The organism is Bathymodiolus japonicus methanotrophic gill symbiont, assembly GCF_019721995.1.
GTDB lineage: Bacteria > Pseudomonadota > Gammaproteobacteria > Methylococcales > Methylomonadaceae > Methyloprofundus.
In genome coordinates this window covers 472,837-487,036 of sequence record NZ_BLYC01000001.1, presented here as the reverse complement: position 1 = coordinate 487,036, position 14,200 = coordinate 472,837, and the positions used below count along the sequence as shown (strand labels likewise).

25 protein-coding genes and 1 pseudogene are annotated in these 14,200 nt (G+C 44.7%); 12 read left to right on the top strand and 14 right to left on the bottom strand.

Annotated features, from left to right (window positions below; genetic code table 11):
• Positions 1 to 88: 88 nt before the first annotated feature.
• Complete coding sequence (locus K6984_RS02960) at positions 89 to 232, bottom strand: hypothetical protein (RefSeq protein WP_221894093.1); 144 nt, start codon at positions 230 to 232, stop codon at positions 89 to 91.
• A 12-nt stretch (positions 233 to 244) separates the two neighbouring features.
• Between K6984_RS02960 and K6984_RS02955 the strand changes: the two genes are divergently transcribed.
• The 4 genes from K6984_RS02955 to K6984_RS02940 all read left to right on the top strand — a co-directional run bounded on the left by K6984_RS02955 (position 245) and on the right by K6984_RS02940 (position 2,159).
• Entirely contained in the window at positions 245 to 463 is a 219-nt protein-coding gene (locus K6984_RS02955; protein ID WP_221894092.1) for a hypothetical protein, read from the top strand.
• A gap of 425 nt (positions 464 to 888) precedes the next feature.
• Positions 889 to 1,203: a hypothetical protein gene (locus K6984_RS02950; RefSeq protein WP_221894091.1), complete on the top strand. Its 315-nt coding sequence runs from the start codon at positions 889 to 891 to the stop codon at positions 1,201 to 1,203.
• An 18-nt stretch (positions 1,204 to 1,221) separates the two neighbouring features.
• Entirely contained in the window at positions 1,222 to 1,395 is a 174-nt protein-coding gene (locus tag K6984_RS02945; RefSeq protein WP_221894090.1) for a hypothetical protein, read from the top strand.
• Between the two features lie 20 nt (positions 1,396 to 1,415).
• The gene (locus K6984_RS02940; protein WP_221894089.1) at positions 1,416 to 2,159 is read left to right on the top strand and encodes a transposase; all 744 of its coding nucleotides are present in this window, start codon (positions 1,416 to 1,418) and stop codon (positions 2,157 to 2,159) included.
• Between the two features lie 95 nt (positions 2,160 to 2,254).
• On the opposite strand, the gene K6984_RS02935 is transcribed toward K6984_RS02940, so the two are convergent.
• Positions 2,255 to 2,440 carry a hypothetical protein gene (locus tag K6984_RS02935; protein ID WP_221894088.1) on the bottom strand — a complete coding sequence of 62 codons (186 nt, stop codon included), beginning with the start codon at positions 2,438 to 2,440 and terminating at the stop codon, positions 2,255 to 2,257.
• Positions 2,441 to 2,699: 259 nt separating this feature from the next.
• Here K6984_RS02935 and K6984_RS02930 point away from each other — a divergent pair, with 259 nt between their 5' ends.
• Positions 2,700 to 3,008: a hypothetical protein gene (locus K6984_RS02930; RefSeq protein WP_221894087.1), complete on the top strand. Its 309-nt coding sequence runs from the start codon at positions 2,700 to 2,702 to the stop codon at positions 3,006 to 3,008.
• A gap of 127 nt (positions 3,009 to 3,135) precedes the next feature.
• Here K6984_RS02930 and K6984_RS02925 read toward each other — a convergent pair whose 3' ends face one another.
• From K6984_RS02925 to rluC, 5 genes are all read right to left on the bottom strand, one after another.
• A complete protein-coding gene (locus K6984_RS02925) occupies positions 3,136 to 3,480 on the bottom strand; it encodes a hypothetical protein (protein ID WP_221894086.1) in 345 nt (114 codons plus the stop codon).
• Between the two features lie 141 nt (positions 3,481 to 3,621).
• Positions 3,622 to 4,350, bottom strand: a complete 729-nt coding sequence (locus K6984_RS02920; protein ID WP_221894085.1) for a type III pantothenate kinase — start codon at positions 4,348 to 4,350, stop codon at positions 3,622 to 3,624.
• Positions 4,347 to 5,342: a bifunctional biotin--[acetyl-CoA-carboxylase] ligase/biotin operon repressor BirA gene (gene birA, locus K6984_RS02915; RefSeq protein WP_221894084.1), complete on the bottom strand. Its 996-nt coding sequence runs from the start codon at positions 5,340 to 5,342 to the stop codon at positions 4,347 to 4,349. The genes K6984_RS02920 and birA overlap by 4 nt, the downstream gene beginning before the upstream one ends.
• Positions 5,343 to 5,372: 30 nt before the next feature.
• Positions 5,373 to 6,356: a signal peptide peptidase SppA gene (gene sppA, locus K6984_RS02910; RefSeq protein WP_221894083.1), complete on the bottom strand. Its 984-nt coding sequence runs from the start codon at positions 6,354 to 6,356 to the stop codon at positions 5,373 to 5,375.
• Between the two features lie 77 nt (positions 6,357 to 6,433).
• Complete coding sequence (rluC, locus tag K6984_RS02905) at positions 6,434 to 7,387, bottom strand: 23S rRNA pseudouridine(955/2504/2580) synthase RluC (RefSeq protein WP_221894082.1); 954 nt, start codon at positions 7,385 to 7,387, stop codon at positions 6,434 to 6,436.
• A gap of 402 nt (positions 7,388 to 7,789) precedes the next feature.
• Between rluC and K6984_RS02900 the strand changes: the two genes are divergently transcribed.
• Positions 7,790 to 8,011, top strand: a complete 222-nt coding sequence (locus K6984_RS02900; protein WP_221894081.1) for a hypothetical protein — start codon at positions 7,790 to 7,792, stop codon at positions 8,009 to 8,011.
• 279 nt (positions 8,012 to 8,290) lie between these two features.
• On the opposite strand, the gene K6984_RS02895 is transcribed toward K6984_RS02900, so the two are convergent.
• Positions 8,291 to 8,545: a hypothetical protein gene (locus tag K6984_RS02895; protein ID WP_221894080.1), complete on the bottom strand. Its 255-nt coding sequence runs from the start codon at positions 8,543 to 8,545 to the stop codon at positions 8,291 to 8,293.
• Positions 8,546 to 8,557: 12 nt separating this feature from the next.
• Between K6984_RS02895 and K6984_RS02890 the strand changes: the two genes are divergently transcribed.
• The 3 genes from K6984_RS02890 to hemJ all read left to right on the top strand — a co-directional run bounded on the left by K6984_RS02890 (position 8,558) and on the right by hemJ (position 9,636).
• The gene (locus K6984_RS02890) at positions 8,558 to 8,878 is read left to right on the top strand and encodes a hypothetical protein (protein WP_221894079.1); all 321 of its coding nucleotides are present in this window, start codon (positions 8,558 to 8,560) and stop codon (positions 8,876 to 8,878) included.
• Positions 8,871 to 9,056: a hypothetical protein gene (locus K6984_RS02885; protein ID WP_221894078.1), complete on the top strand. Its 186-nt coding sequence runs from the start codon at positions 8,871 to 8,873 to the stop codon at positions 9,054 to 9,056. Before K6984_RS02890 ends, K6984_RS02885 begins: the two co-directional genes overlap by 8 nt.
• A gap of 154 nt (positions 9,057 to 9,210) precedes the next feature.
• On the top strand, positions 9,211 to 9,636 hold the full coding sequence (gene hemJ, locus K6984_RS02880; RefSeq protein WP_221894077.1) for a protoporphyrinogen oxidase HemJ: 426 nt from the start codon (positions 9,211 to 9,213) through the stop codon (positions 9,634 to 9,636).
• On the opposite strand, the gene K6984_RS02875 is transcribed toward hemJ, so the two are convergent.
• Complete coding sequence (locus K6984_RS02875) at positions 9,633 to 9,785, bottom strand: hypothetical protein (protein WP_221894076.1); 153 nt, start codon at positions 9,783 to 9,785, stop codon at positions 9,633 to 9,635. The genes hemJ and K6984_RS02875 overlap by 4 nt on opposite strands.
• Positions 9,786 to 9,797: 12 nt before the next feature.
• Between K6984_RS02875 and K6984_RS32340 the strand changes: the two genes are divergently transcribed.
• Together K6984_RS32340 and K6984_RS02870 are read left to right on the top strand one after the other, a co-directional pair.
• Positions 9,798 to 9,926 carry a hypothetical protein gene (locus tag K6984_RS32340; protein WP_263458632.1) on the top strand — a complete coding sequence of 43 codons (129 nt, stop codon included), beginning with the start codon at positions 9,798 to 9,800 and terminating at the stop codon, positions 9,924 to 9,926.
• Between the two features lie 158 nt (positions 9,927 to 10,084).
• Positions 10,085 to 10,315, top strand: coding sequence for a hypothetical protein (locus K6984_RS02870; RefSeq protein WP_221894075.1), 231 nt, complete (start codon positions 10,085 to 10,087; stop codon positions 10,313 to 10,315).
• Here the strand turns inward: K6984_RS02870 and K6984_RS02865 are convergent.
• The 4 genes from K6984_RS02865 to K6984_RS32330 all read right to left on the bottom strand — a co-directional run bounded on the left by K6984_RS02865 (position 10,294) and on the right by K6984_RS32330 (position 12,952).
• Positions 10,294 to 11,592: a transposase gene (locus K6984_RS02865; protein ID WP_221893851.1), complete on the bottom strand. Its 1,299-nt coding sequence runs from the start codon at positions 11,590 to 11,592 to the stop codon at positions 10,294 to 10,296. The genes K6984_RS02870 and K6984_RS02865 overlap by 22 nt on opposite strands.
• Positions 11,593 to 11,775: 183 nt before the next feature.
• Entirely contained in the window at positions 11,776 to 11,910 is a 135-nt protein-coding gene (locus K6984_RS32335; RefSeq protein WP_263458631.1) for a hypothetical protein, read from the bottom strand.
• A gap of 187 nt (positions 11,911 to 12,097) precedes the next feature.
• On the bottom strand, positions 12,098 to 12,673 hold the full coding sequence (locus K6984_RS02860) for a hypothetical protein (RefSeq protein ID WP_230987830.1): 576 nt from the start codon (positions 12,671 to 12,673) through the stop codon (positions 12,098 to 12,100).
• 150 nt (positions 12,674 to 12,823) lie between these two features.
• A complete protein-coding gene (locus K6984_RS32330; protein WP_263458596.1) occupies positions 12,824 to 12,952 on the bottom strand; it encodes a hypothetical protein in 129 nt (42 codons plus the stop codon).
• Between the two features lie 113 nt (positions 12,953 to 13,065).
• Here K6984_RS32330 and K6984_RS02855 point away from each other — a divergent pair.
• A pseudogene (locus K6984_RS02855) lies at positions 13,066 to 13,866 on the top strand (IS30 family transposase); the annotation flags it as partial.
• 148 nt (positions 13,867 to 14,014) lie between these two features.
• Here the strand turns inward: K6984_RS02855 and K6984_RS32325 are convergent.
• A complete protein-coding gene (locus tag K6984_RS32325) occupies positions 14,015 to 14,143 on the bottom strand; it encodes a hypothetical protein (RefSeq protein ID WP_263458596.1) in 129 nt (42 codons plus the stop codon).
• Between the last annotated feature and the right edge of the window lie 57 nt (positions 14,144 to 14,200).

Here is a 14,200-nt window from a genome sequence, read left to right as displayed (position 1 = left end):
AACTACGCACAAAACCCTGCTCCGTTAAGACTACCTCAAATGGCTGGACGGCTATTCGGAATGCAATTCTTGCCTCCATCGCGCGCTACTAGCGCACTTCCGCTGTCAGCCCCGGACGGGCTGATAGTCTCCAGAAGGCGCAGGGAAATTTGCCAATCCGAAGTGCGCGATAGCGCGCGAGGGAGGCTAAAATTTTATCCCGAATAGCCGTAGAGCCATTTGTGGTAGCCATGACTGAGCTGCTTTGTGCTCAGTCTGTGGCGGACGCAGGGCGGCTGGAGCATCTCCTATTCGCTGCGTAGGTGAACGAATTACGGCGACAGGAGTCCCGGAATTTCGTGAGGTAGCATGGCGCGCCTGGGATCAGCGAATTGCCCTGCCCGCCTACCAGGGACTAAAAATCATCACTCCGCTTAGGCTCCGTTTCCCCGATTTTAAGCGTAAGGTACCTTCTGCTCAATAAACGTCAAGTTATAATTTTGCCCGTTGGCAGTTTGCATAATAAAGTCTTTTTCAGCTACGTCCGGGTTTAAGTGATAGCAGGCAACCAGTGTATTGGATGAACTTATTGTACTGAAGTTTCCCAATTATTGAGTAGCTGAAATACACAATGCTGGTGTATCGAGGTTTATTTTAGGTGGTTTTACCATGTTTATCATCAGTGTTCCCATTGAAAGAAGAAGTACCTAAACAAAGCAGCCTATAACCTACCTGAATGTAGCACCACTCGAATATTTCCATCTTTTTGATTTTAATCACTTATCACAGCAAATAGACACTCTGTAGGCACCGTAAAAAAACAACAAATAATTTCAAATAAAGCTTGCATTTGCCGAAGAATTTTTCTAAGAATTTCCGTTTTAATCACCTCATAAACGGATATCACCCATGCTTAAAGACCTACCACTCTCTGAACATATTCACCAACACTGCAATGAAAGTATGGAACGTGCCCTGTTAGCAGAGCGTCATCCTTTGTGGGCTCGTTCATGCCCAGAGTTGAAGGATATCGACTTTATTCGCCTTGGGTTATTACGCTGTATCAGTGTAGTCGATAGTGGTCGCCATTTCCTCCAAACCAATGAACAGATTTCAGGCGCGCCATGCTACCTCACGAAATTCCGGGACTCCTGTCGCCGTAATTCGTTCACCTACGCAGCGAATAGGAGATGCTCCAGCCGCCCTGCGTCCGCCACAGACTGAGCACAAAGCAGCTCAGTCATGGCTACCACAAATGGCTCTACGGCTATTCGGGATAAAATTTTAGCCTCCCTCGCGCGCTATCGCGCACTTCGGATTGGCAAATTTCCCTGCGCCTTCTGGAGACTATCAGCCCGTCCGGGGCTGACAGCGATGGCCAGCTGCTTCCCCACTCAACGTATTTTAAATCACTGAAGTCGCATAGACGAACAAGTATGCTTGAGGCATTTGAACAGCAGAGCTATCATCTTCACGCTGAAACACTGCTATCGCAAGGCATTGATTATCTTAAAGCATTCCCGGAACTTGACGAATACACCATAGAAGCAGCGGATGGACATTTTATTGATCATGCCTGCCATACTGAAAAAAACAGCAAGGGGAAAGTTTATGCGGCCGGGGGGATTTACGCGTTGAATCTCAGAAGTGGGTTGCTCAGATTTCTTTGTCTGGTGACAAACGGAACTCAGAGGCATCAAGAAATACCTGTGTTACGAGATCATATTGAAAAGCAAAACAAGGGAAATAACAGCTCTCAGAAACATCTCTATGTCTACGATAAAGCCGTCACCGACTTTGTCTGGTGGGATCGGCAGAAACGACATGCTAATTACATGATTTCAATGCTAAAAGAAAATTCAATTGCGACTCTGGTTGAGTCTATCCCTTTTGACTCCCGCCATGAGATCAATACAGGGGTTGAAGCATACAGTGTGTACGAAAACAAGGGCATCAAATTTAACGTGGTGGATTACCGTGATCCAGAAACCGGAAAACTTCACCGGTTTGTGACAACCTTGCCAATGACTATTAACCCTGGAACCATTGCCATGCTGTATTTCAAGCGATGGACGATTGAAAAGACATTCAATAACACTAAAAGTAATTTCGTGGGGAGTCGCTATTTTTGCGAAAGCTTGTTTTGGGCATCCCAGCCCAAGCAAGCGGCAAAAACTTAACGCGACCACTAATGCCTTCGGCGCCCCAGACGTCCTGCGTACGTGCCACTTCGCCATTACCATCGTAAACTCGGTGCTGGCTTCGTAACACTCCCTCAAATGACTGGACGGCGTTTCGGAATGCCTTTTATTTTGTCTACACCTACGCTCGCTGTCAGCCCCGGACGGGCTGATAGTCTCCAGAAGGCGCAGGGAAATTTGCCAATCCGAAGTGCGCGATAGCGCGCGAGGGAGGCTAAAATTTTATCCCGAATAGCCGTAGAGCCATTTGTGGTAGCCATGACTGAGCTGCTTTGTGCTCAGTCTGTGGCGGACGCAGGGCGGCTGGAGCATCTCCTATTCGCTGCGTAGGTGAACGAATTACGGCGACAGGAGTCCCGGAATTTCGTGAGGTAGCATGGCGCGCCTGAGCGCTACGATTCCGACAAAACAACGGCCCTACGCCTTCTGGGGACTACCAGCCCTCGCTTTCGCTCTCCATGGCTGGCAGCGAAGGAAACTAAAGCTTGATCTTCCAATACCCGCTCACTTGAAAATCAAATGCGCCTGACTGCAATGAGCTATAATTTAATGCGCGTGTTTGAAGAGATTTCAAAAACACAACAGCCAGAATTGATTCATCCATCGGATAAAAAATATAGCGAGGCTCTGGAGATTAGGCAGCAACAGGCCCAAAAACGAGATCGTTTTGTGAATCCATTATTTTTCCAGGCAAGAATATCTCGTATCAGCTCGTATACCATTCGGGCAGTTCAAAACGCAATAATAACAGGAATGTCTTTACAGTGCTTTATGAGCTCTCTTGTGGCGAGGTTAGTTTCACGGCCTCAATTGATAGGGGAACACTGATGATGTTTATAGCAAACCCCTACTTAATTCCCCTTAGGCAATAGCATTTGAAACGAATGAAAAGACTATTTTTTTCATATAGTTGTAGCATAGTTTCAATTTTACCATAAATAATTATTGGGGAACTTCAGCTTATTGTATTCATTGCTGTTTTTAACGCCATATTATTTTCAAGATTTTCCTGAACTACATCGCTAACGACTAGTTGCGTTTCAGTCTTTATATCTGGCTCTTGCGGTATCGATGGCTGGGGCGCTATTGCAGGCTGCAGCTGGTTAACCTGCCCTACAAGGTTATGTGCAATTTGCACATGACTTTCATCAACTGCTTGCTCATGCTTGATGGATTCAGCTAACTCAGACTTTTCAACAAAAGCTTCTGTAATCACAGGTTTAACTTGCTGTTCAATGCGCTTCTTGTCAGTAGCAGCCTGGCCTATTGCTTGTTGCGTCAGTACGCGGGCTTCGGTCAATAACAGAATTTGCTGCGCATCACTTGTTGAATACTTAAATGCGGGGGGGGTAAATACACAGCAGGCGCGCCTTTACGATATTCCCATAGGAAAAATACAATATTGACTAACAGGGTCAGGAAAAATACAAATTTCACAATATCACGACTCTTGAGCGACTAAAGCCAGTCCTTGCAAAACTAACTGTGCTTCAATGACTGCCGGTAGATTTAAGTTATTAGCCAAAAAATCTGCATCGCCACCTGTAAGAATCACGGAGGCAGGCTGATGATATTGCGCCAGCCCATGTTCTATAAACCCTCTGATGGCACTCAGGCAACCGTTATAAATAGCAGCTTCGGTGTCATTAGCCAGACCGGGCATATAGTGTTCTGAGCAGTTATTTAGATTAGCTGTGCCTTTAGACAGAACCAGGCGCATCAAACTTAGACCTGGCATAATCATACCACCTAAATGCTGCCCCTGTTCATCGACAATATCCAGCGTTAGCGCTGAACCACAAGAGACAATGCACACCGGCGCAGTATGGTAATGATAGGCTGCAAGCATGGCAAGCCAGCGGTCTACACCCAGTTTTGTATATTTAGGGTAAGCGTTTTCAACGCCATGTGCAATTTTCTGAGTATAAGTTTCATGCAGTTTGACTCCCGGCCATATTTGCTCTGCAAGCTGAATCAGCAGTTGCTTAATACCCTGCGGCCCAACGCAGGCAAAGTAAATGCAATCAGGTCTAGGTAAATGTTGCCAGGCTGAGAGTAATAAAGGCGTAATATCTTGCTCGATATACACAATAGCATGCATTTTTTCGAGTATACCAGCATGGTGTCGCGCCCATTTTATACGCGTGTTACCAATATCAACCAGTATCATATGCGGCGAAAACTGACTTCTCCAGAGGCGAAGCTCTGCGTTGTTACAGATTCTGTTTGTAATATTAATAAACCTGCATCGTTGATGCCCAGCACAGTGCCATCAATTTGTGTATTGCCCATATATAAACTTACCTGCTGCCCCTGCATACAATCAAATTGCCGCCATTGATCCCGGTACAATGCAAACGCTTCGGATCGGTATTGACGAGTGACTGCTACCAATTGCTCAATTAGAGTAGCAAGTAACTCATTGCGTGAAAGCTGATGTGACTCGCCCAGTATTTCATTGATATCGACCCAGTCCTGATCGATTTTTGCACTGTGTTGGGCCGCCAGAAATAGATTTAAGCCTAGACCAATCACAGCATGACAGGGGCCATCAGCCTCACCTGAAACTTCGACCAAAATGCCACCCAGTTTTCTTTGCTGCCAATAGATATCGTTGGGCCATTTTAGGCCAGCATCATGAATGCCGTGAATTTTAAGGGCATTAATTACAGCAACACCAATGGCCAGACTCAACCCTGATAAATTTGTCGGGCCTTCGTCAAAGCGCCAGATAATAGAAGCATACACATTACTCCCAAAAGGGGAAACCCATTGCCTGCCGCGGCGCCCTTTGCCCGCTGTTTGCTGTTCTGCCAGGCAAACAACCGCCGAGGTATCGGGATTAGCGTTACGTAAATTAACCAGATAGTGATTAGTAGAGTCTATTTGATCGTGAACCACAAGCTCTGTAAGACTTTGCCGGGTCTCAGCATTCAATAAACCAAAAATCTGTGACTTATCCAGCAATTCTAGTGGTATAGGCAGGCGGTAACCTTTGCCATTCAGCGCTGCTATTGCGATACCCTGCTCTTGCAGATCATTAATTTGCTTCCAGATAGCAGAGCGACTGAGATCTAGCTTTGCAGCAAGGTCAGTTCCTGAATGAAACTGACCATCGGCTAATATCTGTAATAGCCGTTTTTTATTGGCTGAAAATTGCATGAAGTATGCTTAGCAATGACTGAAAGGTCGCTATCGTAGCATTATATTCTGGGCTACACTACTGAGTGATTGTGCAAATGCAGCACCTATCTTGCCAAACACTCGATCAATTAAGCGCTCCTGTATAGTAAAATTCACACGTTTTTTTGCGCCAATGATATCAGTTGCCACACTGTCATCCGTACCAAAACCATCAACCAGGCCAAATTCTTTACCCTGCTCCCCGCTCCATACTAGACCCGAAAAGGTATCTGCATCTACTTGTAAGCGCTCGCCACGCCCTTCTGTGACTGCTGTAATAAATTGCTGATGAACCTGAGCCAGAATCTTCTTCATATACTCTTTTTCCCCCGGTTTTTGAGGTGAAAAAGGATCCATTAAAGCCTTGTGTGTTCCTGAGGTTACTACGCGACGCTCTACCCCCAGCTTTTTCATGGAATCAACAAATCCAAACCCCTCCATAATCACACCAATAGATCCAACTAATGTGGCTGGGTTAACATAAATATTATCTGCCGCCGAGGCTATATAATAACAACCAGATGCACAAATATCCGAGGCAACTGCATGAATTGGCAGATCAGGGTGTGCGGCTTTAATTTTGCGAATTTCATTGTATATATAAGATGCCTGAACCGGACTACCGCCAGGACTATTGACATGCAAAATAATGCCTTTGGTATCTTCATTATTAACTGCATTGCGCAAGGATTTAATAATTGCCTCCGCATTTGCGTCTTTACCTTCTGCAATCATACCTACAATATTAATGACAGCAGTATGCCCTTCACCATCGGCATCCTCCATGTTTTGCTTGAGCGTAGGGTACATACTGACCCCAAGGATCACTGCCAGGTAAACAAACATCAGGCTTTTAAAGAAAATACCCCAGCGCCTAGCACGGCGTTGCTCGGTCACCGCTGCAAAAGCAAGTTTTTCTATAGCTTCACGCTCCCAGCCATCATGCTGATCTTTTTTTGATAATTCCTGGGTATCCCATTGATTTTCACTCACGCACGGTCTCCTTATTTTTTAACCTATATCTATTAATATGGGGCTTATTGAATTTATCAAGTATGTAAAAGTTTTGCTTATACTTCCTTATCCAGTAATGCCTGCAATTCACCGGGCAAGGGGGCAATAATTTGCAGAGATTCGCCTGTTACAGGGTGGGCAAATTGTAATTTATGCGCGTGTAAAAACAAGCGTTTATAACCGCGTTGCCTGAAGTTTTTATTAACCTCTTTTGCACCATAACGCTCATCTCCAATAATCGCATGACCTAACCAGGCTGCGTGCACCCGAATCTGATGCGTGCGGCCAGTATATGGCGAAGCTTCCACCAAGGTTGCATCATGAAATAAACTCAGTCGTCTGAAAAGGGTTTGCGATGCCTTGCCTGCCGAGCTTATTTTTACCATCCGCTCGCCACCATGACTGACATTTTTTAATAAGGGCTGGTCTACCACTAATTTTTGTCTTTCCCAGCGACCTTGTAATAAGGCTAAATAGTTTTTTCTAACACCACTACCGCGAAAATATTCATGTAGAGAACGTAAGGCACTGCGTTTTTTGGCAATAATCAAACAGCCGGAAGTATCTCTATCCAGGCGGTGGACTAATTCCAGAAAGTGACTCTCAGGGCGCAACTCACGTAATGCCTCGATAACGCCGGAGCTGATGCCTGTTCCTCCATGTACGGCAAAGCCAGAAGGCTTATTAATCACTAAAATGGCATCATCTTCAAATAAAATATCGCGTTTTAGGCTAGAAACAAGGTAGGCGGGAGCCGATATTAATTGTTTTTCCGCCGATACGCGTATCGGCGGAACCCTAACCATATCGCCCAGTTGTAGCTTGCGTTTTGCATCACAACGGCCCTTATTTATACGCACTTCACCTTTGCGAATAATGCGATAAATACGACTTTTAGGCACACCTTTCAGCAATTTTATCAAAAAATTGTCTAAACGTTGCCCTTCATTTGCATCGGTAATTTCAATAAACCGAACCTTCAGCTGCGTGTTGTTTTCCTCTAATTTCATCAGTTCATAATAGTAGAATTTACGCTATATACTACAACAATTCCCGCAAAAGAATCAAAACCAGGCTGATTAACAATACACCAGGGAACAAGGAGCCAGAGTTTAATACTGCTTACTTAAGAAAAACTATTTATTTTATTAATAGCTTAGAAAGCTATCTCTCTTGGCTCTGTGAGCAACGGGTAAGCTTTGGGGCGGCGTTTTATAGCACGAGGTTGTGGTTTATTTTTTTGTTGACCGTAAGTATTGAAGCTGAAGTTTCCCAATAATTATTCAGGCGCGCCATGCTACCTCACGAAATTCCGGGACTCCTGTCGCCGTAATTCGTTCACCTACGCAGCGAATAGGAGATGCTCCAGCCGCCCTGCGTCCGCCACAGACTGAGCACAAAGCAGCTCAGTCATGGCTACCACAAATGGCTCTACGGCTATTCGGGATAAAATTTTAGCCTCCCTCGCGCGCTATCGCGCACTTCGGATTGGCAAATTTCCCTGCGCCTTCTGGAGACTATCAGCCCGTCCGGGGCTGACAGCGTATGGTAAAATTGAAACTATGCTACAACTATATGAAAAAAACAGTCTTTTCATTCGTTTCAAATGCTATTGCCTAAGGGGAATTAAGTAGGGGTTTGCTATAAACATGGCAAAACCACCTAAAATAAACCTCGATACACCAGCATTGTGTATTTCAGCTACTCAATAATTGGGAAACTTCAGTATTGAAGCAATGGCGCTCAATAATCCATCAATAGCATATTTCAACAACTTTCCCGAAAGTACTATCAACGACAATATGCCTTCATTAAAATTTGTACAGTTGTCATAAAGCTAATTTTTCTGGGAATTTGAATTCTCATCTTGGCAGCTCTCGCTATACTAGCCTGAATAAGGCTGTAGGCTACAATCAGGCGCGCCATGCTACCTCACGAAATTCAGGGACTCCTGTCGCCATAATTCGTTCACCTACGCAGCGGATGGGAGATGCCCTGAACGCCCTGCGTCCGCAACGACTACGCACAAAAGCCGCCGCTGTCAGCCCCGGACGGGCTGATAGTCTCCAGAAGGCGCAGGGAAATTTGCCAATCCGAAGTGCGCGATAGCGCGCGAGGGAGGCTAAAATTTTATCCCGAATAGCCGTAGAGCCATTTGTGGTAGCCATGACTGAGCTGCTTTGTGCTCAGTCTGTGGCGGACGCAGGGCGGCTGAAGCATCTCCTGTTCGCTGCGTAGGTGAACGAATTACGGCGACAGGAGTCCCGGAATTTCGTGAGGTAGCATGGCGCGCCTGTTCGTCATTACTACCTCACTGGCTGGACGGCTATTCGGAATGCAATTCTTGCTCCTCTCGCGTGCTGCTAGCACACGTCGAATCAGCGAATTGCCCTGTCGCCTATCAGGGACTAAAAATCACCACTTCGCTAAGCTACGTTTCCATGATTTTCAGCGATTGTCGTGTTATTCACATTGACAATGGGGCAAAGGAAATTGTCTGAACAAAACGGGCGCTTATTAAAACTACTCTCAGGAAGTATGATGCTGGGTTTGGGGGTAATATTACTTTTCAAGCCAGAGTGGCTTAGTAATATGCTGGTTTCTGTAGCTGTAATTTCAGGTGCTGTATTTTTAACAGCGCTGGCGACGGTAATTCAAAAATTAAAAGCCACTAGCTAGGAAGTGATTTTTTTGAATTACGACCATCCATTAAGACGGGTGGGTTAAAGAATTTTGACATATGAAAGTCGTGATTCAGTGCGAATAGCACTGTTACTACGGCGTGCAGTACCTATCCACTTAAAATTCAAAAGAACCTTATTAGGACAATATCATGCTCTGGCTAAAAGCGTTTCATCTTATCTTTATGGTTACCTGGTTTGCAGGCTTGTTTTATCTACCCAGACTATTTGTCTATCATGCCATGAGTGATGATGAAATCAGCAATGAACGCTTTAAGGTAATGGAACGTAAATTATTCTATGGCATTATGACTCCTGGCATGATAGTCACCTTTGCCTTTGGTTTCTGGATGCTCGTTGATTATGCCTGGGGGATGTATGCGTCTATGGGCTGGTTACATGTAAAACTGACCTTATTGGCCTGCCTGCTTGTTTACCATTATTATTGCTATCGCTATTTATTAGATTTTAAGTTCGACCGCAATCAGCGCAGCCATGTATTTTACCGCTGGTTTAATGAAGTACCGGTGGTGTTTTTGCTGGCGATTGTTATTTTGGCTGTGGTTAAGCCGTTCTAAAATGAATACACTGCTGTCGCTGTCAGCCCCGGACGGGCTGATAGTCTCCAGAAGGCGCAGGGAAATTTGCCAATCCGAAGTGCGCGATAGCGCGCGAGGGAGGCTAAAATTTTATCCCGAATAGCCGTAGAGCCATTTGTGGTAGCCATGACTGAGCTGCTTTGTGCTCAGTCTGTGGCGGACGCAGGGCGGCTGGAGCATCTCCTATTCGCTGCGTAGGTGAACGAATTACGGCGACAGGAGTCCCGGAATTTCGTGAGGTAGCATGGCGCGCCTGGTTGCCGGGTTAGGTTTTTTCGTAAAAAAACCTAACCCGGCCTACACTTGAAAAACTCTAACGCTGCCAATAATAGGCAAGCGCCAAGAAAATCAACTGAATCAGGCGCGCCATGCTACCTCACGAAATTCCGGGACTCCTGTCGCCATAATTCGTTCACCTACGCAGCGGATGGGAGATGCCCTGAACGCCCTGCGTCCGCAACGACTACGCACAAAAGCCGCTTCGTCATTACTACCTCACTGGCTGGACGGCTATTCGGAATGCAATTCTTGCTCCTCTCGCGTGCTGCTAGCACACGTCGAATCAGCGAATTGCCCTGTCGCCTATCAGGGACTAAAAATCACCACTTCGCTAAGCTCCGTTTCCATGATTTTCCATCAGTGTTCCCCTATCAATTGATGCCGTGAGACTAACCTCGCCACAAGAGAGCTCATAAAGCACTGTAAAGACATTCCTGTTATTATTGCGTTTTGAACTGCCCGAATGGTATACGAGCTGATACGAGATATTCTTGCCTGGAAAAATAATGGATTCACAAAACGATCTCGTTTTTGAGCCTGTTGCTGCCTTATCTCCAGAGCCTCGCTATATTTTTTATCCGATGGATGAATCAATTCTGGCTGTTGTGTTTTTGAACTCTCTTCAAACACGCGCATTAAATTATAGCTCATTGCAGTCAGGCGCATTTGATTTTCAAGTGAGCGGGTATTGGAAGACCAAGCTTTAGTTTCCTTGAAATTACTTTTAGTGTTATTGAATGTCTTTTCAATCGTCCATCGCTTGAAATACAGCATGGCAATGGTTCCAGGGTTAATAGTCATTGGCAAGGTTGTCACAAACCGGTGAAGTTTTCCGGTTTCTGGATCACGGTAATCCACCACGTTAAATTTGATGCCCTTGTTTTCGTACACACTGTATGCTTCAACCCCTGTATTGATCTCATGGCGGGAGTCAAAAGGGATAGACTCAACCAGAGTCGCAATTGAATTTTCTTTTAGCATTGAAATCATGTAATTAGCATGTCGTTTCTGCCGATCCCACCAGACAAAGTCGGTGACGGCTTTATCGTAGACATAGAGATGTTTCTGAGAGCTGTTATTTCCCTTGTTTTGCTTTTCAATATGATCTCGTAACACAGGTATTTCTTGATGCCTCTGAGTTCCGTTTGTCACCAGACAAAGAAATCTGAGCAACCCACTTCTGAGATTCAACGCGTAAATCCCCCCAGCCGCATAAACTTTCCCCTTGCTGTTTTTTTCAGTATGGCAGGCATGATCAATAAAATGTCCATCCGCTGCTTCTATGGTGTATTCGTCAAGTTCCGGGAATGCTTTAAGATAATCAATGCCTTGCGACAGCAGTGTTTCAGCGTGAAGATGATAGCTCTGCTGTTCAAATGCCTCAAGCATACTTGTTCGTCTATGCGACTTCAGTGATTTAAAATACGTTGAGTGGGGAAGCAGCTGGCCATAAATCTGTTCATTGGTTTGGAGGAAATGGCGACCACTATCGACTACACTGATACAGCGTAATAACCCAAGGCGAATAAAGTCGATATCCTTCAACTCTGGGCATGAACGAGCCCACAAAGGATGACGCTCTGCTAACAGGGAACGTTCCATACTTTCATTGCAGTGTTGGTGAATATGTTCAGAGAGTGGTAGGTCTTTAAGCATGGGTGATATCCGTTTATGAGGTGATTAAAACGGAAATTTTTAGAAAAATTTTTTCGGCAATTGCAAGCTTTATTTGAAATTATTTGTTGTTTTTTTACGGTGCCTACAGAGTGTCTATTTTCTGTTATAAGTGATTAAAATCAAAAAGATGGAAATATTCGAGTGGTGCTACCTTCAGGTAGGTTATAGGCTGCTTTGTTTAGGTACTTCTTCTTTCAATGGGAACACTGATGTGATTTTCAGCGATGGTGTTTTTTTTGAAAGTTTTGTAGTGCCATTTATATTATTTTTGTCGATAAATTCATTGACTTTTGTCAAAAAAATCATCATTATTTGAGTGTAATTTACATGCGACAAAAATACTCTAAAAAATCCAACGTTTTATACAAAAACACAAAATCTGTAGTGCCAACTGGCTACTTTTTAAAATTTCAACCAATTGATTTATAACAACTACATCATCAATAGTGACGAAGATGGGCTAAGCGCCCTAAATCTCTGCCAATCATATGTTTTCCTGATGCATCAGTTGAAACACATCCTTTATTAATTCACCTAACTCTTTCAGCTTATCACCAGGATCTGGAAACTCTAGCAATGACGTGATGAACTCAAGCAGTACATCCATTTGAGACTTGCGCTGTAAGCTTCCTACGGTATACGCAGGTAGTTTGCTTTCAATGCGGGCTATTTGCTCTGGGTGAAGGAGAAGGCAATGGTCAAACAAAAGACTCAGAATCAGGCCACGGCTTGATCCCTCTTCATCTAATTGTTTGGCCTCACGCCCCCATCCTTCATAAAGCTTCCAGTCCTCAAAGAAAACCTCAATCAGCCATCTCAACGTATAGGCTTGAATAATATCTTGTGTGCGCCAAGTCAGGTCTGTCGCCACTAAATAGCGATAGTCGTTTTCACCGTCATATTTTAAGGCAATGACAAAGCGCTTTTTACTGTGAGAACTCACCTTTAATCGTGCACTGCTGACAGTCACTTTAATCTCTTTGCCGCCACGTACACGTATTATCTGATCAATGCCTTTGTTAATCGAATTAAAGTACCTGAATTCGTATAATAAGTGCATACGCTGAAAATCAGGGAAACGGAGCCTAAGCGAAGTGATGATTTTTAGTCCGCGATAGCCGTAGGGCCGTTATTTTGTCGGAGTCTGAGCGTTAGCGAAGGTGGAGACAAAATAAAAGGCCATCCGACACGGCGTCAAGTCATTTGGAGCCTATGTTCCGACCCCTTGTTGGGTCGGGACGAGGTGACGAGGACGAATCGGGGCCGCCGGAGGCATAAGTGGTCGCGTTAAGTTTTTGCTGCTTGCTTGGGCTGGGATGCCCAAAACAAGCTTTCGCAAAAATAGCGACTCCCCGTACCCTCTGCAAGTATTGGCTAGACTAACACCTGTTGAATTAAGACAAGACATAGGTGTAAAGTAAACAGCTACCAAACAATTTACAGAGGCTACAAATGAGCTATACACACCTATGTCCTGAAGAAAGATATTATATAGAAATTGAATTAAAAAAGGGAACTTCACAGAATAAAATAGCAGAAGCCTTAGAACAAAGCCAAAGCAATATTTCACGCGAGATTAAACGCAATACAGGTCAAAGAGGCTACAGGCATAAACAAGCAGAAGATTTTGCCCAAGAACGACACAAAAACAAGCCTAAAGAGGTTAAATTAACGGATGAAATAAAAGGCATTGTTAATGTTCGCATTGAGGATGACTGGAGTCCTGAGCAGATTGCAGGGCGGTTAAAACAAGAAGGTATAATTAGTCTTCATCATGAAACAATCTACCAGCATATTCTGGCGGACAAAAAGGCAGGGGGTGAACTATACAAGCATCTTCGGCATCAGAACAAAACCTATCGCAAGCGGTATGGGTCAGCCCATAATAGGACAGGAATCCCTAATAGAGTCGATATAGATGAGCGTCCTGAAGAGGTCAACAACCGTAAGCGTATAGGTGATTGGGAGGCAGATACAATCATTGGGAAAAATCACAAAGGGGCGATTGTAACGTTGGATGAGCGAGTCTCTAAATTACGGTTGGCCTTCCCTTTAGCGGGGAAAAAGGCTCAATATGTATTAGACGCAACTATTTTAATGCTTGATCCTATAAAAAGCTTTGTTAAAACAATTACTTTTTATAACGGGAAAGAGTTTACCCTGCATGAAAAAATAGCAGAAGCACTAGGTTGTGATACGTATTTTTCGACTCCCTACAGCTCTTGGGAAAGAGGGCAAAATGAGAATGCTAACGCTGAAAATCAGGGAAACGGAGCCTAAGCGAAGTGATGATTTTTAGTCCGCGATAGCCGTAGGGCCGTTATTTTGTCGGAGTCTGAGCGTTAGCGAAGGTGGAGACAAAATGAAAGGCCATCCGACACGGCGTCAAGTCATTTGGAGCCTATGTTCCGACCCCTTGTTGGGTCGGGACGAGGTGACGAGGACGAATCGGGGCCGCCGGAGGCATAAGTGGTCGCGTTAAGTTTTTGCTGCTTGCTTGGGCTGGGATGCCCAAAACAAGCTTTCGCAAAAATAGCGACTCCCCGATGGCTTATTAAGACAGTATTTCCCTAAAGTAATGGAGTTG